This window comes from Shewanella sp. HL-SH8, assembly GCF_051165765.1.
Lineage (GTDB): Bacteria > Pseudomonadota > Gammaproteobacteria > Enterobacterales > Shewanellaceae > Shewanella > Shewanella glacialimarina.
In genome coordinates, this window is sequence record NZ_CP195039.1 from 2,872,000 (window position 1) to 2,898,194 (window position 26,195).

The window sequence follows — 26,195 nt, forward strand, 5'->3', positions numbered from 1 at the left end:
GAAATATGTAGATGGCTCAATGCTATTGGTGAGTACTTATTGCGTGATGTTCTATGTTTTAGCCGTTGGCTGCAGTATTAATTTTGGATAGCGTTCAAGCCACTTTTTCTGGATGACACGCTGTTCAAATATACTTGATGAGCGCTTTGGGTTATGGCTCAGACTAAAATTAAATAAACATGTTAATTCAAAGGCATGAATAAATTCCAATGTGTTGGCGCTAATGCAAGAGCCAGTTTTCACATTAACGCTATAACTGGCATGCTGCGGGTTCACATTAACCGCATTCAATTTAACCGCTATCGCAGTTTGCTTTTCAGGCCAATACCCCATTGCATCGAGACATGAATGATATTGTGGGTCTTGATTACGAATATGCATCCTAGCTTGGTTTTTAACCGACCAATTTAGCGGCATCAAGCTTAACAGTATTTGCTGAATGTGCTTGTCTTGAGCTTGGGTGATGTTTTTTTCGCAATAGTAAATGACATCAATATCATTTAACCCACTTAACTCACTGGTTGAAAAACCGTGCAATTTGTCCCACACCAGATTACGCACAAAGCCGGCAGCGATTGCCCAGTCGGTGATATTGAGCTTAGCAAACACTTGTGCACAAACTAATAATGCTTGCATCCGCAGTGCATCTTGCTCAACCCACTGGGTTAGCTGATTTAATTGCCCTAACTCAGTTAACAACGCTAGATCAGCCAAAGCTTGTGACTGCTCTACCTTGGCTAAACAGTGCTTATTGGCGGGTGAGATTTGAATACCGTCTTGTGACACTAATATTAAGCCTTAACTCGCGTCAGCTTGTTGTTCTGGTGCTGCTTGAATAAAGGCATCAAGTTGGTTGCAGTTCTTCCATACACGGACAATGTTTGGGTAAGCATCCAAAGGCACCTTAAAGCGCTCGGCATTATAAACCTGTGGCACCAGGCAAATGTCAGCCAGAGTGACCTTATCGCCAAAACAAAATTGGCCAGAAAAACGTTCAAGCTGCAATTCTAATGCGCTAAAACCAACATGAACCCAATGATGGTACCAGGTCATTTTTTGGGTTTCATCTACGCCCATTTCTTTGACTAAATATTGTAATACCCGCAGGTTATCGAGTGGGTGGATTTCACAGGCAATAGCTTGCGACATGGCGCGCACCACGGCTTTATCTTCTAAATTAGTCGGTAGTAAATTAATTTGTGGGTGTTTTTCGTCAAGGTATTCAATAATCGCCAAAGACTGGGTCAGGCTAAACTCGCCTTGTTCGTTGCTATCAACTAACGCAGGTACTAAGTGCTGGGGATTAAGTTGATGAAATGCCTCTGAATGTTGCTCACCACCATTATTCACTAAATGCACTGAAATATGTTCTGCGCTTAATTGCTTAAGATTAAGTGCTATTCGAACTCGGTATGCGGCACTAGAACGCCAATATCCATACAATTTCATCTTATTTTCCCTATAAAAAAGGCAATAACATGGTCTGTTATTGCCTAAATATCATCTTAATTGATAATGAATTAACCTTTGTACTCAACTACTTTTTGGTCAATTGAACCAAAAATGCTGACATTGTTATCGTCAAACATCTCGATACGAACCGTGTCACCAAAACGCATAAATGGCGTGCTTGCTTTGCCATCTGCAATAATTTCAAGCATACGTTTTTCAGCTAAACAGCTTGAACCGGCACTACGGTCATAATTAGAAATAGTACCTGAACCGATAATAGCACCTGCTCCCAAAGGACGTGTTTTCGCAACATGAGACACTAGTTGACTAAAATCAAATGTCATGTCCACGCCAGCATTTGGGCGACCAAATAATTCACTGTTTAAATGCGTCACTAACGGCAAATGAACCTTGCTGTCTTGCCATTTATCACCTAATTCATCAGGCGTAATGGCCACAGGAGAAAAAGCACTTGACGGTTTAGACTGGAAGAAGCCAAAGCCTTTAGCTAGCTCACCAGGAATAAGGTTACGTAAAGATACGTCGTTAACTAACATCAATAATTTAATATGCTTAGCGGCGTTTTCACTGCTTACACCCATGGCAACATCATCAGTGATGATAGCAACTTCTGACTCGAAATCGATACCATACTCTTCACTGGCCATTTCGATATCGGCTTTAGGAGCGATAAAGCTGTCTGAACCACCTTGGTAGACTAATGGATCTGTCCAGAATGTTTCTGGCATTTCAGCGCCGCGAGCTTTACGCACTAACTCAACGTGATTCACGTAAGCACTGCCATCAGCCCACTGATAAGCGCGTGGTAATGGTGATAAACATTTGCTTTCGTCAAATGCAATCGCATTGTCCATTTGGCCAGCGTTCAACGCTTCATATAATTCTTGTAATTGCGGGTTTAATAAATCCCACGCGTCAAGTAGTTGCTGCATAGTGTGAGCAATAGCAGGTACCGCGACAGCTTTAGTTAAATCTTTGCTTACTAACATAAGTTGGCCATCACGACGACCGTTGTTATAACTTGCAAGTTTCATTATTGCTCCTAATATTCGAAAAGTCTGTCGGCCGTATAAGAATGCGAGCCAATCAGAAAATACAGCTTGATTGATGATAGAAATAACCGATAAACCGTGCAATAAACAGCTTGTGAGCTGAATCACATATTCTACTTTCAACCCTGATTTTGTAAATATTTGTATACACTTATAAACAAGGCCTGAAAATGGTGATTTTCAGGCCATACATTGGCTAAATTGCCAACAAAACTGTGGCATAAAAACGTTACAGTGTTGTTTAAACAGCCTGACTAACGTTTCTTTGAAATACTGTAATCACGTAATTTATTTGCAATTGCGGTATGCGATACACCTAGCTTTTTGGCTAGTTGCCTGGTACTTGGATAAGCAGGATATAAACGACGTAACAAATTCGCTTCATACTCTTTCATCGCTTCATCCAATGTGCCTTCAAACTCTTCATCAAAGTAGCCAAAACCTTCGGCATATGAGGGCAATTTAAGTTGCTCAACCGTTAATTCAGCCGAACCATCCCACATAGACACTGCACGGAAAATAGCATTTTTCAACTGACGCACGTTACCTGGCCATGCATAGGTAAATAAATAATCACGGCAAGAGGCTGAAATGCGACGAAGCGGACTTGATAGTTGATGACTGTAATGCTCTAAAAACATTTCAGTTAACGGAATGACATCAACCTTACGCTCACGTAATGATGGCATGTGATAACTCAGCACATGAATACGATAATAAAGATCTTCTCTAAACTCGCCAGACTGACATAGCTCGGCGAGATTTTTTTGAGTCGAACAAATAATTCGCACATCCGCACGCACTTCTTCATCACCGCCCATGCGCCTAAATGCACCATCTTGTAATAAACGCAGTAACTTAACCTGAGCCGCTTTAGACATTTCGGCAATTTCATCTAAAAATATCGTGCCACCTTTTGCTTCAGCAAAAAAGCCGCGTTTGACAATTTGCCCATTACTAACAAAACCAAATAGCTCTTCTTCAGCCACACTATCGGGTAATGCGGCGCAGTTAATGGCTATAAATGGATGCTCACGGCGCATACTGGCGTCATGACTAGCTCGCGCCATTAACTCTTTACCTGTACCCGTTTCACCCGTGATAAGTAACGGTGCATCTAATTGCGCCATTCGCTTAGCTTGCTTAAGCACATCTTTCATTTTGTCACTGACCGCAAGCACATTATCAAAACCTGTGGTTTGGTTCTGTAACGCATTAAACTGCTTACCTACCCTAGCTGGCGATTTAAGTGATACCACGGCGCCAGCAAGAATGGTTTTGTCATTATCATCAGGTAGATAAATGGGCAGCATTTCGGCTAAGTATTCACTGGCATTAATGGTAACTCGCGATGCAATGGCAGGCACTTGAGGCTCACTTAACCAACGCACAAAGTTAAAACCCTGCACCCAATGATTTAATGATTCAGCTACGACTTCATGTTCGGCCATATTTAGGGTCAATAAAGCCGACTCGTTGACAATACGAATACGTCCCTTAGCATCAAGGGAAAATACCGAATCTGGTAGGGTTTTTAATAAGGTTTTTAACGCGTAATGCTCTTGCTCTGAAGGCATGAAAGATACCGTACGCACATCGTGCACACTTTCTACCTTACGGATAAGGGGCATTAACTCGCGCAACATTTCAAAACTGATTTCGGCAAATTGCAGATACAAAAAGCCTTTGTTGCTAGCATCAATGGCAATTAAATTAATGCCATATTTTTCAAGTACGACGAGGATGTCTTTCGCGAGGCCGACGCGATCGTTACAACTCACTTCCAAACGCATAATGCTGTGATTCCCTAATTTATTAGTTTTTTCTTTGGAAACTGCGCATACGGTAGAGTGTTATGATAGAGGTGGCAAGTGAAGTTTACAGCAGAATTGTAACAGAGAAAGAATTCAGCACATTACGTTTACGTAACATGCTGAATTATTTGATCTTGTTGTTAGTCTAACAACTGGTCGGTCTTGGCGGCCATAATAAAGTCATTCTTGTGTAAGCCCTTAATTGAGTGCGACCACCAGGTTACAGTGACCTTACCCCATTCGGTAAAAATACCTGGGTGATGAAATTCTTCTTCTGCCAGATCAGCAAGCTTGTTACTAAACGCCATGGCTAATTTGAAGTTTTTAAATTTATACACTCGCTCTAATTGCATTACGCCATCACGCACTTCAACACCCCAATCAGGGATCATTCGTACCAATTCACCTAACTCGGCATCGGTTACTTTTGGGGCATCTGCTTGGCATGCTTCACATTTCATTTCAGATAGTGCAGTCATTGGGACTCCTAAATACGACTAATTTATGAATAAGAATTAAAAAATAATACTGCAAAGTTCGCCACAAATGGCTTAACTTGCTTTTACTTTAGAGGCAAATTTAGGTTCAAACATCCCCAGTTCACGGGCTTTTTTCACATAAGCCATAATATCCATCTTGGAAATTTCATCCAAATATTCAATATCTTCGATGACATAATATATCGGTTGCATGATATCGATGCGATACGGTGTTCTCAATACATCTAATAAATCAAACGGTTTAAGCTCTGGCTTATCACTTAGCGCATATAAGGTTTCGCCAGGGGAACTTAAAATGCCTCCACCATAGATGTTTAAAGGGCCACCTTTAGCTTGTACTAGACCAAATTCAACGGTAAACCAGTATAACCGAGCCAGAAAAATGCGATCTTCTTTTGATGCAGCTAATCCTAATTGACCGTAAATATGTGAAAAATTGGCAAATGCTGGATTAGTTAATAAAGGGCAGTGACCAAAAACCTCATGGAATACATCAGGTTCTTGTAAATAATCAAATTCTTCTTTGGTACGAATAAAGGTTGCTACCGGAAATTGCTTACTGGCCAGTAATTCAAAAAACTTACCAAATGGAATTAATGCCGGAACCGCGGCGGTTTTCCAGCCAGTTAATTTTGTTAAGACATTATCGAGATCAGGCAGTTGAGGTATTTTATCAACTGACATATTTAATGTCTGAATACCTTGTAAATAGGCATCACATGCTCGCCCTGGCAAGTTAGTAATTTGGCGCAGATACAATTGCTGCCATAAATTATTCTCTTGTTCTGAATAATTAATATACCCTTGGCTATCAGGTTGATGAGAAATATACTTTGTCACGTTGCTCATTAATTCCACTTTACGTCAACTTCACTCCCTTCATATTGTGCTATGCCATCGATTTTGTTAACTCCCTCACACTTTATAGTCGGGTCAACAATGTTAGCTTTTTGTAAACATAAGCATACATTGGCGTATACTCTTAAAAAATACCTAATTATATCAGACCAATATAATGGATAGGATTTTTGACAAACTTGGTAACGACTCGAAATAAACCATCATAATTACCCGTTAAATCGGTTTTTTTATAGTAATTCTAAGCAACTGATTTACAATAAGCACTAAAGGCAAATTCAAAACTTTAGATAATTTAGGATATAAACATGGCAATTTTAGTGACCGGTGGTGCAGGTTATATTGGTACCCATACAGTTATAGAACTATTGGCTATAGGACAGGAAGTCATTATTGTAGATAATTTGTCTAATTCAAGCGTTGAAGCGTTAAAGCGTGTAGAACGTATTAGCCATAAAACGGTGACTTTCTACCAGGGTGATGTACTAAACAAAGCCTTGCTGCAAAAAATATTCTCCGATCATGAAATTGACTCAGTTATTCACTTTGCTGGACTAAAAGCTGTGGGTGAATCAGTCGCTTTACCGCTCAAATATTATGAAAACAATGTCACTGGTAGCATCATTTTATGTCAAGTGATGGCTGAACATAATGTTAAAAATCTTGTTTTCAGTTCATCTGCAACTGTGTACGGCGACCCTGCCAGTTTGCCCATTAAGGAAGACTTCCCCACAGGTGCAACTAACCCTTATGGCCAATCAAAGCTGATAGTTGAACATATTTTAGCTGATTTATATCATTCAGATAACAGCTGGAATATTGCCTGTTTACGCTACTTTAATCCTGTAGGTGCCCATGATTCAGGCTTAATTGGCGAAGACCCTAATGATATTCCTAATAATCTTATGCCATTTATCGCACAGGTTGCCGTGGGTAAACGTGATGAATTGAGCGTTTTTGGCGGTGATTACAATACCCCTGACGGCACTGGAGTGAGGGATTATATCCATGTTGTTGATTTAGCCATGGGACATTTAAAAGCCTTAGATAAACTCTCAACCCGCCCTGGATTAGTCACTTATAACCTAGGAACAGGGATTGGTTACAGTGTGTTAGAAATGGTTAAGGCATTTGAAAAAGCATGTAATAAAACATTAGCTTATCAAATAGTCGACCGCCGCGCTGGCGATATAGCCTCTTGCTACGCAGACCCAAGTTTTGCTGCCAGCGAGCTTAATTGGCATGCTACTCATACTATTGAAGATATGGCCAATAGCAGCTGGAAATGGCAGTCACATAACCCTAATGGTTATAAATCCTGATTTATTAGGCGTTAAAAATCAGGACAATCTAGGAGTCACAATGAGTCAATATGTCAACCAAGGTCGCCGCAGTTTATTTAGCCGCCGAAAGAGTAATGCATTAAGGCCGCCTTGGGTAAAAACAGATATTGAATTTACTGATATTTGTACTCGTTGTGATAACTGCATCAAAGTCTGTGAAACCAATATTATTAAGCGAGGGGATGGCGGTTTTCCTGAGGTTGACTTTACCCTTGGCGAGTGTACTTTTTGTGAAAGGTGCGTCACAGCATGTGAGGAACCTTTGTTCGACACTGAACAACACGCACCTTGGTTGATTGTAGCCAATATCAAACAAACCTGCCTAACTTACAATGGCGTATGGTGCCAAAGCTGTAAGGATGCTTGCGATCCGCGCGCGATAAGTTTTGTCATGGCGGTAGGCCAAGTGCCAAAACCGATTATTGATACCAGTGCATGTACTGGTTGCGGAGCATGTGTGTCGCCCTGCCCTTCAAATGCCATTGCATTAGCAGCACCTTAAAGTAATATTCGAACTCACCTTAATACTGATTTTTAATTTACATGTCAGTCAAAATGATTATATTAATATCCATTGCAAATAATGATGTTAAAAAAACAATAAGAGCAACTGATGTTTAATCCCAAAAAAGACACCCCCCAATTAAGTTTTATTGCCCAAGGCTGCGAGCTCACCGGAGATTTTCAATTTAATGGCGACGTGATGATAAGCGGTAAAATACTCGGGGATATTATTACCCAAGGTAACGTTGTCGTCGAAGCAGGTGGTGAGGTAAATGGCGATATTCAATGTCAGGATGTCAGCATTACTGGCCTAGTAAAAGGCACTGTGCAATGTCAAAAGTTACTCATTTCATCAACTGGCTTATTTGACGGTGATGCTTACAGTGAAAAATTAGAAGTGATTGATGGTGGGCAGTTTTTAGGCCAGCGCCACCGAGAATCAAAGCATGCAAAAAACTAACTACCAGGTATCATCATCCCATTTAACTCACCGTAAATGCGTTTTATAATGTTTTTGAAACGCTTTCATTTCTCGCCTGCGAGTACCTTTTACAATTGTCGTCAATCTTTAACCACTTTACTTGGCTGTTTGTGTAAATATGGTAATTAGGTGAAACTAAGTTAGGATTATCTAAGCTGGCAATCGATAGAGTGATATATTCAGCATAATCTTGATGCCGATAACTCAAACTGCAACCGCAATGTTGGCAAAAGCCACGCTTAATTTTTTCTGAAGAAGCAAACTCTGTTACTTTGCCGATAAGCCAAGTGACTTTGTTAACCTTAAAATCCATCCATGACATGACCACAGCACCAGATGAACGTTGGCATTGACGACAATGACAATAATCCGCATCAAACGGCTGACCAACTATCTGGTAACGAATCGCGCCACATAGACAGCCTCCTTGAGAAATGATGTCATCACTCATTTACATTCCTCGCATCGCTTTTTGCTGCCACTCACGCAATAAAGTGAGCATCTCTTTTGAGTCTCGGTCTAGTGCATCATGGGATACGTATAAATGAAAACCCAAATTTTCTGCTAAGGTTTCACTTCTGCGGCCAAACATAGCTAATACTCCACGGTAACGTTCACCATGGCTCACAAACGGGCTAAACTCTGCACTTAAGTATTGTTCTAAACTGTGTAAATCTTCATCATGAGTCGCCGCTGTCATTAATAGCGGCCGCTGCTCAGTCAATAAACCCGTTGCAAGTCGAGGTGAAATAGAATCTAACACAGGGTTCATTTTTTTCACTTTAAAGCCAATATAGGGTAGCTCTATTAACTCCATATTTTGGGTTACTCTGACATTATCGATCCGCTGTAAATTGAGCCACTCAAGCGTCACTTGGCCACGGACGGTGAAAATACGTCACTCCTGTTTCATTTAATTCAAGGCTTATCAAAGGTTCGTTTAGTTTAGCGGCGCCCAGCAACACGCTTACACTTGATAACCCAAACAGCACCAATGAAAATGGAAATAAGCTACTGTATTGAATAAATAGCACAAAGCTAATCAACAATCCTGTCGCGCCCGCTAATGTAAACGTCAGCCCATTACGTTTTGTATGTGGGTATATCGCTAAAGCTTCAGTCATTTAATTCAATTCCTTATCAAGTGACAGTTGATTTACCATTTGATCAGCCGACACACCTTTAATACTCAGCCACAACATCCCCACGTACTCATGAATACTTCTTTGGGATGTCAACAAATTACTAGCATCAATACGCCACCACACACTTTTTTGCGCAATAAAATCTGCTGGTGCGGCTTGCGGGTGCATTCCCAAAGCGCTAAATATCATCATAGAGCGCGGCATATGGGTTGCAGATGTGACTAATCTAAACGGCTGTTGTCCAATAAGTCTATATAAAAACATTGCTTCTTCAATAGTGTCTTTTGCTTCAGGAAAGCTAACAATAGTGCCAGGATTAACCCCTAACTCGATTGCAGCTTGCTTCATTATCGTCGCGTGCGCAGTGGACATATAACCGCCATCCCAGCCACTGACGATTAACTGACAATTTTGTCCCAGTGATAACTGACGCACACCTTCGGTTAATCTCCCCAAGGCAACAGCCGACAATTTATGCACCGCGGTTAGGCCTGCTATTTCATTGTGGCCTGAGCCTAATACCATCACTACACATTGCTCACTAGGGGCTATGGGTGTTGAGTTAACCGGATATTGGGATTCTAAAGAGTTGGCTAAATAATAGCTGCTATCAGATTGGCTGAAACCAACCAGTATTGCCAGTGCTGCGAGTAAGCTTAACTTTGCAATAGACTTTAATTTTGATGCCGCAAATGTCATTAATAACAAAGAGAGTAAAATGAATAACACCGTTAGCGGAATAGGCATAAATAATTGTGAGATGATTTTTTTAAGCCAAAACATTCAATAGCTATCCAATTGACAATAATCGCAATAGTGTAACGACTCATCCTCAAATTAGCGAAAGCAATTTGAGTGGTTTTACAATTATTTAGCTGGGCCACAAAAACAAAAATGCCATTGAATCATCAATGGCATTTTTAGGCTGATCAGCATTGGGCTTCGAACTTACTTACCCCATAACCACGCCGCACCACGAACACCCGATGAAGCACCAAAGAGGTTTTTAACCACAGGCGTGCGACACTCACGACCAACCACATATTGAGGTAACACTTTTGGTAACTCAGTGTAAATGGCGTCGATATTAGATACTCCACCACCTAACACAATCACGTCAGGGTCCATCATATTAATCACATGCGCTAGTGAACGGGCTAAACGGTCAATAAAGCGATCAAAAGCCTGCTTAGCAAACTCATCACCTTCAGCCATCATTTGTGCAATTTGAATACCGCTAGTTGCTTCGCCGCCAGCCGCACGGAAATCACGCACAAACCCAGTACCCGAAATAAAGGTCTCAATACAATCTTTATTACCACAAAAACACTCGGTTGAATGATGCTCTTCTGCCGTCATCCAAGGGAGTGGATTATGACCCCATTCACCGCCAATACCATTACCACCGGCATGCACTCGGCCATTAATAGCAATGCCAGCGCCACAGCCGGTGCCTATTATGCCACCAAATACCACACCTTTACCCGACGCAGCGCCATCTACGGCTTCTGATACCGCAAAACAATTTGCATCATTAGCGACTCGGATTTCGCGTTCTAAACGAGCGCCTAAATCTTTGTCTAAAGGATGACCATTAATCCAAGTCGAATTGGAGTTTTTGACTAGGCCTGTAAATGGCGAAATAACCCCAGGAATACCTACACCTACCGAGCCTTTTTGGCCCAGTGTGGTTTCGGCTTCATTCACTAGGTCGATAATAGCATCTAAGGTGTCAGGATAATTTCGTGGTGTCGGTATACGTTTTCGAAATAACTCATCACCGTTGTCAGCCAACGCCACTAATTCAATTTTAGTCCCACCAAGGTCAACGCCCATGCGCATCATAACTTGTATCTCCATTTAATTATTATTCATTCTGGTGTCGTATTTGGCTGACGTAAACAAATGATTTATTAGACTAACGCTCAAACCATGCCGCTGATGCAGCAATAAAATACGGATTTAAAATATTTTCTTTTTGGTTGTACTGTAAAGGCGTTAATGCCGGATATTCAACCACAACACCACCAGCACTTTCTAAAACCGCTTGTGCAGCTGCGGTATCCCACTCACTGGTTAATCCAAGTCTTGGATACACATCAGCTTGACCTTCGGCCACCATACAAAATTTTAACGAACTGCCGACGCTGAGCATTTGATGCTCGCCCACAGTGTGTAAATATGCAGCAACATCAGGGCTTATATGTGAGCGACTACCGACAACAACAGGTATAGGCAAAATACTGCGCTGGCTAATATCCAAACGACTAACTTGGCCATTATGTTCAAGCCAGGCACCATTCCCCACAATACCGCTATAACATTTACCTAAAACGGGCGCATAAACCACACCCGCTATTGCTTGCCCTTGATGTATCAAGGCGATGTTGACGGTGAACTCACCATTACGCTTTATAAATTCTTTAGTGCCATCTAACGGGTCGATTAACCAATAAGTCTGCCACTGCTTACGCGTCGCCCAGGAAATGTTGGCATCTTCTTCACTCATGACAGGGATATCAGCAAAATGACTTGTTAACCCTTTAATAATCACATTGTGGCTAGCAATATCGGCCTCGGTAACCGGACTATCATCCTGTTTAATCTCTACCTGCAGGTCGGTTTGGGCATAAACATCCATAATGGCATTACCCGCTTGCTTGGCAATAGTCACTATTTGCTGCAGCTCAGCTTGAGAAAGTACAAAATTAGACAAATCAATTCCTTAGCAAAACGCTTGGTTCATTAAAACATTCAACAATGGCATATTATGCCATTATTAAGATCATTGATTTATAACTATTTGATTGTACTTCTATCAAAAACAACTAACTTGGACTTGATACTATGCTAAGCACTGAGTCAGGCAAAGAAAACAGTGCGTTTTTGCATTCGTATTCAATAAAAACACTTACAATAAGATGCACTTAAATCAGTGTAGCCCTGAGCTTATTGGGTCAGCTTAATATTATCAATTTGCAACACAACACCTTGTTGGTCGCCCCACTTAGGAAAAATAACAATCGGGGTATCAACTTTGGCCAAATCCAGACTTGAGCCGTTGTTAGCCACCAGATCAGTTAATGCAATATCATAATGGGTCCATACACCTACGCCGGGAGGCATTATGTCAAAATCTCCAGAACTACACGGGGTTTGACAGTCCATTTTAATCTTCATACTTCGCACTTCACGCAGATCTGTCACCACATTCAAATCGAATGATAAGAAGTTAAACCCGCTGAAATCCATCACAGTGCCACTGCTTTGATAAAATCCTACAGCTTCATTGGTGTTAAAGGTTAATTGAGTCACTATTTTATGTTCGCCCCCAACATCAACTTGCTCCTCTAGTAATTGTCCAGATGCTGCAAACAAACCAAAAGCATAGGGCGCCACAGCGGCATCATCATATACCACCAATTCAGTCTGCTGAGCCACTTGGTATTCATAACGAATATTATCCAGTTTTAATACCACAGGGCCTGTTGGTTCGATAACAAATGGATTAACAACATCGGTTAAATTGACCGTACTGCCGGGTGAAAAGCGATTACCACCCGCCACAAGACTGGCAAATGATATTCTGACTTCTTGCCATTGATTGAGGTTATCCGGCAGTGAAATACTGATATCGCCAGTATTTGGCCAACCACTATCCACTTTAACCAATACTTCTGTTCCCTCTGCAATTGAGGTCACATTAATATCAAACACTAACTCACCAAGCTCTTGCCAATGGGATAAATCAACTCGAGGAGAATATTCAAAAAATAGATTACCTACCGCTGCTGTTTTGGTAATTTCTAGGACCTGACCACGCACATCATCGCTACCAACTTGATAGGTTATCGCACCATCAGGATTATAACTTCCAAAAGATAAATCTGTGTTAAGTGCAATGGCATCGGCATAACTAAATAGGCTAAAAGTGGGCCCTTGACCAAATTGCGTATCCGGTATCACAATCTCTGGGGCGCTGTGACCAGGCACAATAATCGCCGCATCATCAATAGTGGCGCAACCTGCTCCCGTATTTGGAGAGTCGGCGCATTCATACACGCGCACATAATCAATTTGCATTACCTGAGGGAACACACTTTCATCAATACCCGTATTATTGACATTCGCCGCCCAAGACCCGCCAACTGCAAGATTCAATAACATATGAAATTGTTGATTAAAAGGTGCATCATCGGGTGCATTGACAGTATTGCCATTTTCATCAATGTATTGGCTATACCAACCAGATGAGCGTTGCGTCGCATAATGAACATCATCAACATACCAACGGATCTCATCTTCTTGCCATTCTAGGGCGTAAACATGAAAATCATCGGAAGGGTTTTGTGCGTTAGGTAAAGCGTAATCTTGCCCACTGTAAACATTACTCGGCCAGGTTTTGCCAAAATGCAGTGTGCCGTGAACCGCTGATTCAGGTTCGCCTCCATTGGTCACCGTTTTTAAGTTAACGGCTTCCATGATATCTATTTCACCCGATCCCGCCCAAGGGCCATATACCCAGTCAGTTGGCAACATCCAAATAGCAGGCCATGTGCCCTGGCCTTGCGGTAATTTAGCGCGAATCTCAAAACGGCCATATTTCCAGTCACCTTTATTTTTGGAGACTAACCTTGCCGAGGTATAGTCCAAAGTTTTAGACGTATCTAAAGGATCATAATTTGGATCAGAGTCATTCACCGCAGGCCCAGAGAATGTCTCTCTTAGGGCGGTGATGGTTAATAACCCTTGCGCCACCTGCGAGTTTTCAGATCTTGCGGTATAACACTGGGCTTCGTCATTACCACCACCAAAACAATCAACTGCAAAACTCCACTTGCTGCTATCAACTTCAGTACCGTCAAATTCATCTTGCCACACCATTTGCCAACCTGTAATGCTTGTGGGAGGTGTTGCTTCAACGTCGGTAACAACGGTGGGGTTGTCTGAACCACACCCTAATAAAAACAGTCCTGACAAGGCAATCGCGGTGATATTAAGCTTAAAAGGTAACCCATTTACTTGCTGGTTCATTTTTGCTCCTGAACGAAATTTAATCGCGCTTTGTCAATAACGGCACCCAACTCAGGGCCCATCAACTGCTTTCACTCGGCACATTTTTGCATGCACTTAGCTAAGCTTTACTGACATCAGCAAAGCTTAGCCGCACTGTGGCTTAATGATTAATTACATTGAATAGTGTTTGGTTGATGGTTTGCTTGAATAATGACATCGCTAAAGCTCAGTTCAACCTTAGCGTCTGTTGCAAGGAAAAAAGGCGATACAATTTTGCCAAAATCCATTGACTCAGATGCAAAACAATTCAATGCCACACTGACATTGTTCCACTCGCCAACAGTCACTTGCTTGCTAATGTCGTACTGAGGACGACAATCGCCTTCACACGCCATACCCAGCCACAAAGGTTGAGTTAATGCAGTGTCAACCTTAATACTAAACGACAACGCCGAATCAGTATTACTATAGGCACGAAAATCTCTTGGGAAATTACTCAGTAAACCCACTGTACCTAGTTCAGTACCATTAAATGTCACTAAACGGGCATCTTCTTGAACAACTCTGTCCATGGTGCGAATTTTAAGCGCACTATTTTTAGCCACACTGCTGCTGAGTCCTTCTCGCTGCGTTGCTGTAGCAATAAACATTGACCATGGCGATTTAACCGCACGTTCAAATAACGCTAAATCTTCAAGAGATTGAGTTGATGACAAATTATCTTCTGATAAATTATCTAAGGTGATGACATCTGTTGGTGCGGATTGATAGCTTAAACCGTAACCATAGGGAATAAGTGGTTGATAATTGCTGTTTAACGCAACTAATGCTTCCGTTTCTAAAGGCACATTGACTGAAGTTTGTTGCGGGTTAGCCGGCCATGAAAATGATAACTTACCGACAAAATCATAGTTAACTTTACCCTCTGCATCAGTAAACAATACATCTGCAATCCCATTACCTTCCGAACCGGGTAACCAAGCTGCAACAAAAGCATCCGACTGATTAAGTTCTGCATTAACCCACATTGGTCGGCCGCTGATAAACACCGACACCACAGGTATGCCTTGTGCTTTAAGCTTTTTAAGTAATGCTAAATCACGTTTATCACCGCGTTGATATTCTACATTATCAATGTCGCCATTACCTTCGGCATAAGGCTCTTCACCAAACACCACTATGGCCACATCCGGCTTTTTCGCCAATTCAAACTCACCATTGGCACTTAATATCGCTTTGCCGCCAGCTTGCGTAATGACATTATCAATGCCAGCGAAAATAGACGTTGCCCCAGGAAAATCACTGTTTTCATTGTCAGTACCTTGCCAAGTAATTGTCCAACCACCTGATTGCTTACCGATATTATCTGCAGCATCACCAGCCACTAATACGGTCAACTTAGGCGATAATGGCAATAAATTTTGTTTATTTTTTAACAACACGAGTGATTCACGCACCGCTTGCCTTGCAACTTCACGATGACTGGCTTGACCAATTAACTCAGTTTTCCCCGAAAGTGGTCGCTTAGCAGGACTAGGTTTATCAAATAATCCAGCACGAAATTTAACCCGTAAAATACGCGTCACTGCATCATCAATTCTAGACTGGGCAATTTCACCACTGTTAACTTGCTCAATTGTATTGTAATACAGGGGTTTCCACGCAGCGGTTGGCACCATAAAGATATCCAGTCCGGCATTCGCCGCTTGCGCACATGATTCATTAGTACAACCAGGCACTTGTCCATGGCCGTTCCAATCACCCACAACAAAACCATCAAAGCCAAAGCGACCTTTTAGTACATCCGTTAGTAAGTATTGATTACCGTGAATTTTATCGCCGTGCCAGCTGTTAAATGAAGCCATAACAGATTGAGCCCCTGCAGATAAACCACCGACATAGCCTTGGGCATGAATAGCATATAAATCTTGTTCAGAGGCCGTATTGTCCCCCTGATCAATGCCCTTTTCTGTGCCGCCGTCACCGATAAAATGCTTTACCGTTGACAACACATGTTGATCACTTAAAAAATCACCATTTACAGCACCTTGCAGACCTTCAACTATCGCAAAGGCATAATCCCTTACAATACGAGGATCTTCTGAATACCCTTCATAAGTACGGCCCCATCGGTCATCACGCACAACTGCCACTGTAGGGGCAAACACCCAATCAATCCCGGTAACCATAACTTCTTTGGCGGTAATTGCGGCAATTTTTTCAATTAATGCAGGATTATCTGCTGCACCTAAGCCAATATTATGTGGGAATAAGGTGGCACCAATCACATTGTTATGGCCATGAACCGCATCGGTTCCCCACATAGTCGGAATAGCTATCCCGTCAACAGAATCATCTATAGATGCTTGATAAAAATTTTCAGCCAGTTTTATCCAATCAGCTGGCGTAGCATGCTTATCGTTATTGGGATAAGCACCACCGCCATTAAGGTATGAGCCAAAACCATATTTACGCATATCCTCAACCGTGATATCACGAATTTCAGGTTGGATCATTTGCGCCACTTTTTGCTCAAGTGTCATGGTCACTAATAATTTGGCAATTTTATCCTCTAATACAGGATCAACCGCTATAGCCGGTGCTTGCTGAGGCCAAAGACTAATATCTTTAGCTGGCACAGCCTGCAAATTTGCTGCAGAGGTATCAACTACAACCGCAAGAGTCTTTTCAGCACCCTCTACCGGAGTAGATACAACCTGAGGCTGACACCCGATTAATCCCAAACCCATCAAGGTCGATACGGTTAGCATAGTTCGGCTCAACGGCATCACTGCGGATAAACTATGGCGCACAGCAGAATCATTTTTTGTTGTGTTAAATAACATTTTAAGATCCTTTAAATTGAATCGTTAGGACGGTTAGCATTACAGCCAATGAGTCCGTAATAACCAATAAAACCATAACAAAGCAGTGGCAACACAAACGCTACTTGAATACCAAATGAATCGGCTAACATCCCTTGTAACAATGGCACTACAGCGCCACCGACAATGGCTAAACATAAAATGCCTGAACCTTGGCTGGTATATTGTTTTAAATCCTGTAACGCCAAACTGAATATCGTTGGGAACATAATTGAATTACAAAGCCCGACTAACAGTAACGCCCACATCGCCGTCGTACCCTGGGAAAATATCGCCGTAGCCACCAGTAAACAAGCAAAAATAGCGTTAAACGCTAGCACCTTACCGGCGTTAATTTTCTGCATTACCAAAGCGCCAATAAAGCGTCCGACCATGGCACCACCAAAATAGTAAGCTATGTATTTAGCCGCCTGTGATTCTGTTAACCCACCAATTTCATCTTGGGTTAGGAAGTTAATCAAAAAGCTACCAATACCCACCTCTGCCCCCACGTAGACAAAAATCCCCACCGCGCCTAACACTAAATGTGGATAACGCCATGCGCTACCAGAGCCAGATTGATGGCTTTCGCTTAGATCTTTTTTACCTAACAAGGGTAATTTTAAAAACATAAAAACAATTGCTAGCAGAAATAATGCGGCTGCAAGAATTAAATATGGCACTTGTACCGTACTGGCTTGCTCAGCAACCGTTAAAGTAGCGATAGCTTGATCTAGCTCAGTAACCGAATCAGGATGTTCAATAGTTGATAGAATTAACCAACTGCCAAAGAATGGCGCAACTGTTGTCCCCAATGAGTTAAATGCTTGGGTCATAGTTAAACGTGATGAAGCGGTATTTGCTGGCCCTAAAGTACTGACATACGGATTAGCAGAAACCTGTAAAATAGTAATCCCAGAGGCCAATACAAAAAAAGCAAATAAAAACATATTGTAAGAAGCTAAACTGGCAGAAGGATAAAATAATAAACACCCTATGCAGGCAATAATTAAACCAGCGATAATACCTTTTTGATAGCCGATTTTACCGACTAGATTACCTGCAGGAATAGACACAATGAAGTATGCACCGAAGAAACAAAACTGCACCAACATGGCCTGGGTATAACTTAAATCAAACATGTTTTTTAAATACGGAATGAGGATATCATTCAGACAAGTCAAAAATCCCCACATAAAAAATAACGACGTTAATGCAATTAACGCAAAACGGTAATTCCCTGGCTGATGCGTTGCATCTTGTGCCACGGTTGTTTGAATTGATGCATCAGAAGTTGCCCCGGCCATATGTTTCCACCTGTTATAGTTATATGTTTGTTTAAAAGCGTGTGTAAAACAAGTTATCGCGTTTTTACGCTTAAAACTTGTATTGACCTTTTGATAATTAATCACTAGTCTCAATGTAAGCGCTTTCATTTTTAACATAACGATAACCGATGTCAACGATTTTTGATTCAAACTAAACATTTTTTGACATGATTGGTCAACAACGAAGATAAACCGTGAAGTGATGCAAACGCGCACTTAAAGACTTTACTCAGCCAATTTCGTTGCGACATAACATGGGTCAATTCAAACAAAACTAAGTGAATAGAAATATGAAAATAACCTTACCCGCTACATCACCTATGCTTTCTAAGGATTTTACATTTGGAGTGGCTACCGCCTCATTTCAAATTGAAGGCAGCGCACACAATCGCTTACCGTCAATTTGGGATACATTTTGTGCAACCCCGGGGAAAATTAGTGACGGTTCTGATGGAAAGCAAGCATGTGAGCATGTGAAGCTATGGCAACAGGATGTTGAGCTTATTGAATCACTGGGGGTTGATGCTTATCGTTTATCTATTTCATGGCCTCGAGTCATAAAGCAAGACGGCAGCCTGAACTCAGAGGGTGTTAACTTTTATATCCAGTTATTAGATAGCTTACTTGCTAAGGGCATAAAACCTTATGTCACTTTATATCACTGGGATTTACCGCAGCATATTGAAGACAACGGTGGCTGGCTCAATCGCAGCACTGCATATTTATTTCAAGACTATACGAGCAAAATAGTGGCTGCATTGGGCGACAGAGTGCATTCTTATGCCACCTTTAATGAACCTTTTTGCAGCGCATTTTTAGGCTACGAAATTGGTATCCATGCACCAGGTAAAGCCAAGGTCGCTTATGGTCGTCAAGCTGCGCACCATATCTTATTAGCGCATGGCTTAGGTATGCAAGTACTGCAAAAACAGAGTCCTAATACTCTAAATGGTATAGTGCTGAACTTTACCCCTTGTTACCCACATTCATATAATATCGCTGATATTAATGCCGCTAAAAAAGCCGATGAATATATGAATCAATGGTATATCAAGCCGCTTTTTGATAAATGCTACCCAGATATTATTGATGATTTATCCAGTGATGACCGCCCGGTGGTTGAAGCTGGCGACTTTGACATTATTGCGCAACAAATCGACTTTTTAGGGATTAACTTTTATACGCGCGCGGTATATCAAGCCCACCCAGAAACCATTTATGCTCAAGTTGATATGATCAATGTGCCAAAGACAGATATGGACTGGGAAATATACCCACAAGCCTTTACCGATTTATTAGTCTCACTAAGCCAAACTTACTCTTTACCGCCTATTTATATCACCGAAAATGGTGCTGCCATGCCTGACAAGCTAATTGACGGCCAGGTGATGGATAACGATCGTATCGACTATTACCAATCACACCTCAATGCGGTCAATAATGCCATCACACAGGGTGTTAACGTAGTCGGTTATTTTGCCTGGAGCCTAATGGACAATTTCGAGTGGGCTGAGGGATATTTAAAACGTTTCGGCATTGTATATGTTGATTATCAAACCCAACAACGTACCATAAAAGCGAGCGGTAAAGCTTATCGCGACCTAATTGGTTCTCGCTAGAGTTTGTTACTAATATCATCGCTAAGATAGTCAAGAATCAGAATAATAAGAGGCTAGAATGATCAGCATAAAAGAAAAAATTGCCTACGGATTAGGTGATACAGCCAGTAACATTGTGTTTCAAACTGTGATGCTATTTCTCACATTTTTCTATACCGACATATTTGGTATATCGCCTGCATTTGTGGGCACCATGTTTCTGGCCGTTCGCTTAATTGATGCGATAACCGATCCATTAATGGGTGCATTAGCCGACCGAACTAATACTAAATGGGGTAAGTTTCGCCCCTATTTACTTTGGTTTGCCCTGCCATTTGGCGTGATCAGTGTGCTGGCGTTTACCACGCCAGATTTATCTGAAGATGGCAAAATGATTTACGCCTTTGTAACCTACACAGCATTAATGATGGTCTATACCGCCATCAACATTCCTTATTGCGCCTTAGGTGGAGTGTTAACTGCCGATCCCAAAGAGCGCGTGTCGGTACAATCATATCGCTTTGTGTTCGCTATGTTAGGCGGCCTGCTTGTATCTGGTTTAACCTTACCTCTGGTCGAATTTTTAGGTCAAGGCGATCAAGCTAAAGGGTATCAACTGACTATTGCTGCAATGAGTATTTTAGGTGTGGCGATGTTTTTAACCTGCTTTTGGGGCACTAAAGAGCGCTTACACCCACCTGTTGATCAACAATCTAGCTTTAAACAAGACTTAGCCAATTTATTACAAAATGATCAATGGCGAATACTGTCAATTGCTGCGGTATGTTTGCTTTCAGGTATGGTGCTTAGAACCAGTTTAGCCATTTACTATGTTAAGTACTTTTTGAATATGCCTGATTCTATTACCTTATTTATTACTCTAGGCATGTTAGGTAATATTTTTGGTTGTATGTTAGCAGAACCATTAGCAAAGAAAGTCTGTAAAGTGAAAGCTTATATAAGCTTACAGATTATTGCTGCAGCTTTGTGTATTGCCAGCTATTTTGTTACCGCGGAGCAACCGATACTCGCCTTTGCTATGTTTATTGTTTGGGGTTTTACTTTCAATATGGCCACGCCCCTTTTATGGGCTAAAATGGCAGATGCGGTTGATTATGGTCAATATAAAACCGGCGTCAGAATTACAGGGATGATTTACTCATCCATTATTTTCTTCATCAAGCTAGGGGTCGCGGTTGGCGGCGCGGCGGCAGGTTGGTTGTTATCTGGTTATGGTTATCAAGCTGATACCGCTCAAACACCAGAAACCTTAGAGGGTATATTACTGTCGTTCACTATTTTTCCTGCTCTTGGTTCTATCGCCGTCGCCTTTGTCATGCGCTGGTATACATTAGACTCCACCAAAGTAGATGAAATTAACTTGCAGCTGAATAAGCAGAACTAGTATGTAAACCTCGGTTTTTTATAATGAAGATTGATAATGATTAGTTTTTATTGGTTTGATTTTTAAATTTAACAGAAACCATGTTAATCTTCTGCCGATTTTAACTCATATAAGAAGCAAGCAAGATATGGCCACAATTTACGATGTTTCAATACTGGCAGGTGTATCACTCGCGACCGTATCGCGAGTGATGAACAACAACACCAAAGTCAGTGATAAAACTCGACAAAAAGTGCTAGATGCGATGGCCTCATTGGGCTATCGCCCTAATACTATTGCTCAATCGCTTGCTTCTAATTGCTCAAACAGTGTTGGCGTTCTGGTATCTCAACTTGATGGTCCATTTTATGGCCCAATGATGACAGAAATTGAAACCGCACTGCGCTCTGCTAATAAGCACGTCATCATCGCTGCTGGTCATGCGGATGAAGCTCAAGAGAAAGACGGTGTCGAATTTTTATTAAGTCGCGGATGTGATGCACTTATTTTAGATGTCGAGGCCGTTTCTGATGAATACTTGATCGAACTGCATAAACAAAAAACGCCTATTGTATTAATAAACCGCTACATTGAAGCATTAAAAGACAATTGTATTTATCTTGAAAATGAACGTGGTGGCTATATCGCAACCGAGTACATTTTATCTTTAGGCCATAAAGATATCGCCTATATTTCTGGCCCTATGTACAAACGAGACGCCCGAGACCGACTTCAGGGTCACCAAAGAGCCCTATCAGAACATAAGGTTATTTTTGATCCGGCTTTATGCTATGAAGGAAACTTCCGTGAATTTGGTGGCAGCGATGGCATGACGCACTTATTTAGTTTAAATAAAAACATCACCGCTGTAGTGTGCGCCAGTGATCAAATGGCATCAGGCGCTATTGCAGTCTGTTTAGACAAAGGGATCCGAGTACCTGAGGATATCTCATTCATTGGTTACGATAACACCCCTTTCCCTAAGTACATTTCGCCAAAACTGACCACCATCAGCAACCCTATTGATGAAATGGGAAAAATGGCCGCTTTTTGGATATTACAAAATGTGTATAAGAATGAAAAAGTGATCGTTGACTGCTCGTTTTCACCTGAACTGTTTGTTAGAGACTCTGCCAAATCGACTGGCTAGTGTTAGTCAACTAATCAAATTTCTGCTTAAAATCAAATTTTTAAACCAAATCTGTAGCAATACGTCTACACACTAATCAATTGCTATGACTCAAATTGATGTGTCATTTCACGCATTGATGACGACAGAAAAGAAAGCGCTTACATATTTAACATTTTGCACCTAAATAATCTTACCGAGCAAATACAATAGATTAGAGTTTAAAACACGTTTCACTTGCGCTAAAGTTAATGAAATGTTGATTTTTATCTGCATTTATATTGACTCAGGTCACAAATTAATCTAGTTTTATGTAAGCGCTTACATAATTATTAACAACACTGTGACGCTAATGGAGAATTACAAATCGGTTTGCACTTTTTTATGGGTGAACTATTAAAATAGTAAAATCTAGTCAATGGGGATTTCCTAGATGAAAACAAGAACATTTACCAAAACTAAGCTAGCAACAAGCCTATCGCTTGTGCTTGGTCTCGGTTCAATGATACCAGCTCACGCTGCTGATGAAGCCAGTGAAGAAAACATTGAAGTGATTCAGGTTAGCGGCATTCGTGGCAGTTTAATTAAATCAATGGATTTGAAACGCAGCTCAAATGGTATTGTCGATGCCATTAACGCCGAAGACATAGGTAAGTTTCCAGATTCTAACTTAGCCGAATCATTACAACGTATCACTGGTGTTTCTATTGACAGAAGCAATGGTGAAGGCAGTAAGGTAACGGTACGTGGTTTCGGCCCTGATCGTAACTTAGTGACCTTAAATAACCGTCAAATGCCAACCACTACAGGTTCACGTTCATTTGACTTTGCTAACGCCGCCTCTGAATCAATCAGTGCTGTTGAAGTTGAAAAAACAAGCCAAGCTAAAAACTCAACCGGCGGTATTGGTGCAACAATCAATGTATTAACCCAGCGCCCACTTAGCTCACCGGGACAAAAAGCCTCTTTTGGCGTTAAAGCCGTTGACGATACATCAACTGACAATGGCTCAGTTACCCCTGAATTATCAGGTCTTTACTCAAATACATTTGCAGATGATAAATTTGGTATTTTAATTTCTGGTAGTTATCAAGACCGCGAAAGTGGTAACCAGCAAGCGCAAGTTGGTACTGGCTGGCGTAGCTTTCCAGGCAGTGTTGACCAGGACTGGAGCGGTTCACCTGGTGCAAACCCTGAGTGGGGCGGCGTACCAAAAGATGCCAACCAAATTAACCGCCCTGGCGACAATGATGTGTATTCTGTACCACAAACAACCATCTATCGCTTTGAAGAGCAACAACGTAGCCGCACCAATGGTCAACTAGTCCTTCAGTACCAGCCAATTGATTCTGTGCGTGCAACGCTTGATTATAATTACATGCAAAACGATATTGATACACAGTCACATGACGTTTCAGCATGGTTTAACTTTGTGCCGACTCAAGAAAGCACCTGGTCTGACGGACCAGTTTCTTCACCATTAGTGTACTCAGAAACCTACCCTGACGGCGGCGCAGATTTATCGATGGCTGCGGGTGATTTCGGTACTCGTGATCAAAGCGGCTCTTTAGGTTTTAATGTAGAATGGGACGTGACTGAGAAACTATTACTTGAAGTCGATTACCATGATTCATACGCTGAGCGCACCCCAAACAATCCTAATGGCAGCAACAGTAATTTAAGTACTGCCGCCTTTATCCGCACCAGTGCAGCTGCTGACTTTAGCGGTGAAGTGCCTGTTCTTGCAGTCGGTAATGGTAATAATGTTCGCCCTGAAGATATGCGTATTACCGGCTCTGTATTTGGTAACGCGGTTAACCGCTCTGAAATCGAACAACTGCAAATCACTGGTAGCTATGATTTAGAAGATGCCGGTAGTATCGATTTTGGTATTGCAGCAACCGATGTCAATAACCATTCTCAATCTGTTAACGTACAACGTAATGACTGGGGCGGAATTGGTTCAGCGGGTGATTTAGACGCAGCATGGTTCCCAGCTGATACTGTTCAAGATAAATTTGATGGTTCAAAAGGCACGTTTTCTAACTACCAAGGTACTGCCTCAACTGACCCATTAAACACCATTTTCTTGTGGGACTTTGAAGCGGTTCGCGCTCGTGCTGCTGAACTGTATGCCTCAAGTGCGATTGGTGATTGTGGTAACGGTTTCTGCCCTTCTACTGATTATGCTAGCGATACAGACCGCTTTACTCAAGAGCAGTCACAATCAGCTTACTTACAATATAACTACTTCGGTGAAATGGCCAACATGCCATTTGATGTTCACTTAGGTGTTCGATATGAACAAACTGATGTGGAATCGACTTCTGCTGTGTCAGGTTATGACAGTGCCACCTGGATTGCTGAAACCGAAATTGCCATTAATCCATCGGGTGAGCGCGTATTCCAAACTCAAACCGGCGAATACGACTACTTCTTACCGAGTGTTAACTTCAATATTGAAGTGGTAGAAGATGTGTACGTTCGTGCAGCCTACAGCGAAACCATTGGTCGCCCAGATTACACCTCTATACAAGGTGGCACAGTAATAGGCACGTTGGCTAACCGTGGCGGTGGCAGTGGCACAAGTGGCAACCCTGGTTTGTTGCCTTTAGAATCCACTAACTATGATCTATCTGCTGAGTGGTATTTTGACCAAGGCAGTTATGTTTCAATGGGTTACTTCCGTAAAGATGTCACCAACTTTATCGATAATGGTGTAGTTGAGTCTAATATTTATAATATTGCTGACCCTTCACACAGTACTTATGTTGATGAAGCCATAGCAGCGGGTCAAACCACTGCCGTACAACAACGTCAATGGATTTATGACAACTACGGTGCAACTGATCCGAATGTCACCATCAACCCTGCCAACGGCAATATTGAAATCACCGGTAATGCGGGTGATGACGATTTAATATTCTTAATTAATCAACCAACCAACGACAGCGAAAGCTCTGTTATTGATGGGTGGGAATTTGCGGTACAGCACTTCTTTGGTGAATCAGGGATTGGTGTACAAGCTAACTACACCTTAGTTAACGCAGGTGACAGCTACGACAACAGCAACTTAAATCGCCCTGGCGATTTACCACAAAATGTTGAAGTGGGTATCAGTGACACAGCTAACCTCGTTGCTATGTATGAAAACTATGGCGTAACAGCCCGTGTTGCTTGGAACTGGCGTGATGAGTTCTTAAACGCAACCGGTAACGACACTGGCGCTAACCCGCAGTACACAGAAGCTTACTCACAAATCGACTTCAGTGTGGGCTATGATATTGAGCAAGTTGAAGGATTAACGGTATTCTTTGAAGGCTTAAATATCACTAATGAATCAACACGTGTTCACGGCCGAGCCACAGAACAAGTCCTAAACTACACCCAAACAGGTGCACGTTATGGCATAGGAGCACGTTACACCTTCTAAGCAATAGCTCATTCAATTACGGTTTAATTGGATGAGCTTATTCTCCCTTTTAGGTCGTTTGGGGCGCCATTACAGTCGCCCCTTTCTTTATAAGGATTATAAAACTCGGCGATAGGGATATTGCCAATTTTTTTGACTTTCAAACCAATTAAATTAACACTTGAAAGTGCTTACATTTTAATGAATTCTAAATAACACCATCGATTAAGTGTTTTGCTGAGTACATTAACCTGTCAGTATTATCAACAAACGTTAATACCATTATTGTAATAT

Annotated in this window: 22 protein-coding genes; 7 read left to right on the top strand and 15 right to left on the bottom strand. The window is 41.7% G+C overall.

What is annotated here, in order from left to right; translation table 11 throughout:
- Nucleotides 1–51 precede the first annotated feature (51 nt).
- From ACRWQN_RS12690 to phhA, 6 genes are all read right to left on the bottom strand, one after another.
- Nucleotides 52–786, bottom strand: a complete 735-nt coding sequence (locus ACRWQN_RS12690; protein ID WP_434938108.1) for a nucleotidyltransferase family protein — start codon at nt 784–786, stop codon at nt 52–54.
- Nucleotides 787–798: 12 nt separating this feature from the next.
- Nucleotides 799–1,449 (bottom strand): maleylacetoacetate isomerase, encoded by a 651-nt coding sequence (gene maiA / locus ACRWQN_RS12695; RefSeq protein WP_434938110.1) that lies wholly within the window; start codon nt 1,447–1,449, stop codon nt 799–801.
- Nucleotides 1,450–1,520: 71 nt separating this feature from the next.
- The gene (locus ACRWQN_RS12700; protein ID WP_226415152.1) at nt 1,521–2,507 is read right to left on the bottom strand and encodes a fumarylacetoacetate hydrolase family protein; all 987 of its coding nucleotides are present in this window, start codon (nt 2,505–2,507) and stop codon (nt 1,521–1,523) included.
- Between the two features lie 272 nt (nt 2,508–2,779).
- Complete coding sequence (tyrR, locus tag ACRWQN_RS12705; RefSeq protein ID WP_434926434.1) at nt 2,780–4,318, bottom strand: transcriptional regulator TyrR; 1,539 nt, start codon at nt 4,316–4,318, stop codon at nt 2,780–2,782.
- 161 nt (nt 4,319–4,479) lie between these two features.
- Nucleotides 4,480–4,818, bottom strand: coding sequence for a 4a-hydroxytetrahydrobiopterin dehydratase (locus ACRWQN_RS12710; RefSeq protein WP_226415150.1), 339 nt, complete (start codon nt 4,816–4,818; stop codon nt 4,480–4,482).
- A 72-nt stretch (nt 4,819–4,890) separates the two neighbouring features.
- A complete protein-coding gene (phhA, locus tag ACRWQN_RS12715; protein ID WP_434938112.1) occupies nt 4,891–5,688 on the bottom strand; it encodes a phenylalanine 4-monooxygenase in 798 nt (265 codons plus the stop codon).
- A 317-nt stretch (nt 5,689–6,005) separates the two neighbouring features.
- Here phhA and galE point away from each other — a divergent pair, with 317 nt between their 5' ends.
- The 3 genes from galE (at nt 6,006) to ACRWQN_RS12730 (ending at nt 8,004) form a co-directional block, all read left to right on the top strand.
- Complete coding sequence (gene galE / locus ACRWQN_RS12720; RefSeq protein WP_434938114.1) at nt 6,006–7,019, top strand: UDP-glucose 4-epimerase GalE; 1,014 nt, start codon at nt 6,006–6,008, stop codon at nt 7,017–7,019.
- 40 nt (nt 7,020–7,059) lie between these two features.
- Nucleotides 7,060–7,542 carry a ferredoxin-type protein NapF gene (gene napF / locus ACRWQN_RS12725; protein ID WP_434938116.1) on the top strand — a complete coding sequence of 161 codons (483 nt, stop codon included), beginning with the start codon at nt 7,060–7,062 and terminating at the stop codon, nt 7,540–7,542.
- A gap of 111 nt (nt 7,543–7,653) precedes the next feature.
- On the top strand, nt 7,654–8,004 hold the full coding sequence (locus tag ACRWQN_RS12730; protein ID WP_434938118.1) for a bactofilin family protein: 351 nt from the start codon (nt 7,654–7,656) through the stop codon (nt 8,002–8,004).
- Between the two features lie 43 nt (nt 8,005–8,047).
- Here ACRWQN_RS12730 and ACRWQN_RS12735 read toward each other — a convergent pair whose 3' ends face one another.
- The 9 genes from ACRWQN_RS12735 to fucP form a co-directional block, all read right to left on the bottom strand.
- Complete coding sequence (locus ACRWQN_RS12735) at nt 8,048–8,476, bottom strand: GFA family protein (protein WP_434938119.1); 429 nt, start codon at nt 8,474–8,476, stop codon at nt 8,048–8,050.
- Complete coding sequence (locus ACRWQN_RS12740; RefSeq protein WP_434938120.1) at nt 8,477–8,899, bottom strand: DUF2982 domain-containing protein; 423 nt, start codon at nt 8,897–8,899, stop codon at nt 8,477–8,479.
- On the bottom strand, nt 8,889–9,149 hold the full coding sequence (locus ACRWQN_RS12745; RefSeq protein ID WP_434938122.1) for a hypothetical protein: 261 nt from the start codon (nt 9,147–9,149) through the stop codon (nt 8,889–8,891). The genes ACRWQN_RS12740 and ACRWQN_RS12745 overlap by 11 nt, the downstream gene beginning before the upstream one ends.
- Nucleotides 9,150–9,953 carry a YdcF family protein gene (locus ACRWQN_RS12750; RefSeq protein ID WP_434938123.1) on the bottom strand — a complete coding sequence of 268 codons (804 nt, stop codon included), beginning with the start codon at nt 9,951–9,953 and terminating at the stop codon, nt 9,150–9,152.
- Between the two features lie 165 nt (nt 9,954–10,118).
- Nucleotides 10,119–11,015: a fructokinase gene (gene mak / locus ACRWQN_RS12755; RefSeq protein WP_434940655.1), complete on the bottom strand. Its 897-nt coding sequence runs from the start codon at nt 11,013–11,015 to the stop codon at nt 10,119–10,121.
- 73 nt (nt 11,016–11,088) lie between these two features.
- The gene (gene cysQ / locus ACRWQN_RS12760; protein WP_434938124.1) at nt 11,089–11,886 is read right to left on the bottom strand and encodes a 3'(2'),5'-bisphosphate nucleotidase CysQ; all 798 of its coding nucleotides are present in this window, start codon (nt 11,884–11,886) and stop codon (nt 11,089–11,091) included.
- A gap of 233 nt (nt 11,887–12,119) precedes the next feature.
- Entirely contained in the window at nt 12,120–14,204 is a 2,085-nt protein-coding gene (locus ACRWQN_RS12765; RefSeq protein ID WP_434938126.1) for a family 16 glycosylhydrolase, read from the bottom strand.
- A gap of 149 nt (nt 14,205–14,353) precedes the next feature.
- On the bottom strand, nt 14,354–17,032 hold the full coding sequence (locus ACRWQN_RS12770; RefSeq protein WP_434938128.1) for a glycoside hydrolase family 3 protein: 2,679 nt from the start codon (nt 17,030–17,032) through the stop codon (nt 14,354–14,356).
- Nucleotides 17,033–17,043: 11 nt separating this feature from the next.
- On the bottom strand, nt 17,044–18,357 hold the full coding sequence (fucP, locus tag ACRWQN_RS12775; protein WP_434938130.1) for an L-fucose:H+ symporter permease: 1,314 nt from the start codon (nt 18,355–18,357) through the stop codon (nt 17,044–17,046).
- A gap of 311 nt (nt 18,358–18,668) precedes the next feature.
- On the opposite strand from fucP, the gene ACRWQN_RS12780 reads away from it, so the two are divergent.
- The 4 genes from ACRWQN_RS12780 to ACRWQN_RS12795 all read left to right on the top strand — a co-directional run bounded on the left by ACRWQN_RS12780 (nt 18,669) and on the right by ACRWQN_RS12795 (nt 25,922).
- Nucleotides 18,669–19,997 (top strand): GH1 family beta-glucosidase, encoded by a 1,329-nt coding sequence (locus ACRWQN_RS12780; RefSeq protein ID WP_434938132.1) that lies wholly within the window; start codon nt 18,669–18,671, stop codon nt 19,995–19,997.
- 58 nt (nt 19,998–20,055) lie between these two features.
- Nucleotides 20,056–21,381, top strand: coding sequence for a glycoside-pentoside-hexuronide (GPH):cation symporter (locus tag ACRWQN_RS12785; protein ID WP_434938134.1), 1,326 nt, complete (start codon nt 20,056–20,058; stop codon nt 21,379–21,381).
- A 127-nt stretch (nt 21,382–21,508) separates the two neighbouring features.
- Nucleotides 21,509–22,510 (top strand): LacI family DNA-binding transcriptional regulator, encoded by a 1,002-nt coding sequence (locus ACRWQN_RS12790; RefSeq protein ID WP_434938135.1) that lies wholly within the window; start codon nt 21,509–21,511, stop codon nt 22,508–22,510.
- 412 nt (nt 22,511–22,922) lie between these two features.
- Complete coding sequence (locus ACRWQN_RS12795) at nt 22,923–25,922, top strand: TonB-dependent receptor (RefSeq protein ID WP_434938137.1); 3,000 nt, start codon at nt 22,923–22,925, stop codon at nt 25,920–25,922.
- Nucleotides 25,923–26,195 lie beyond the last annotated feature (273 nt).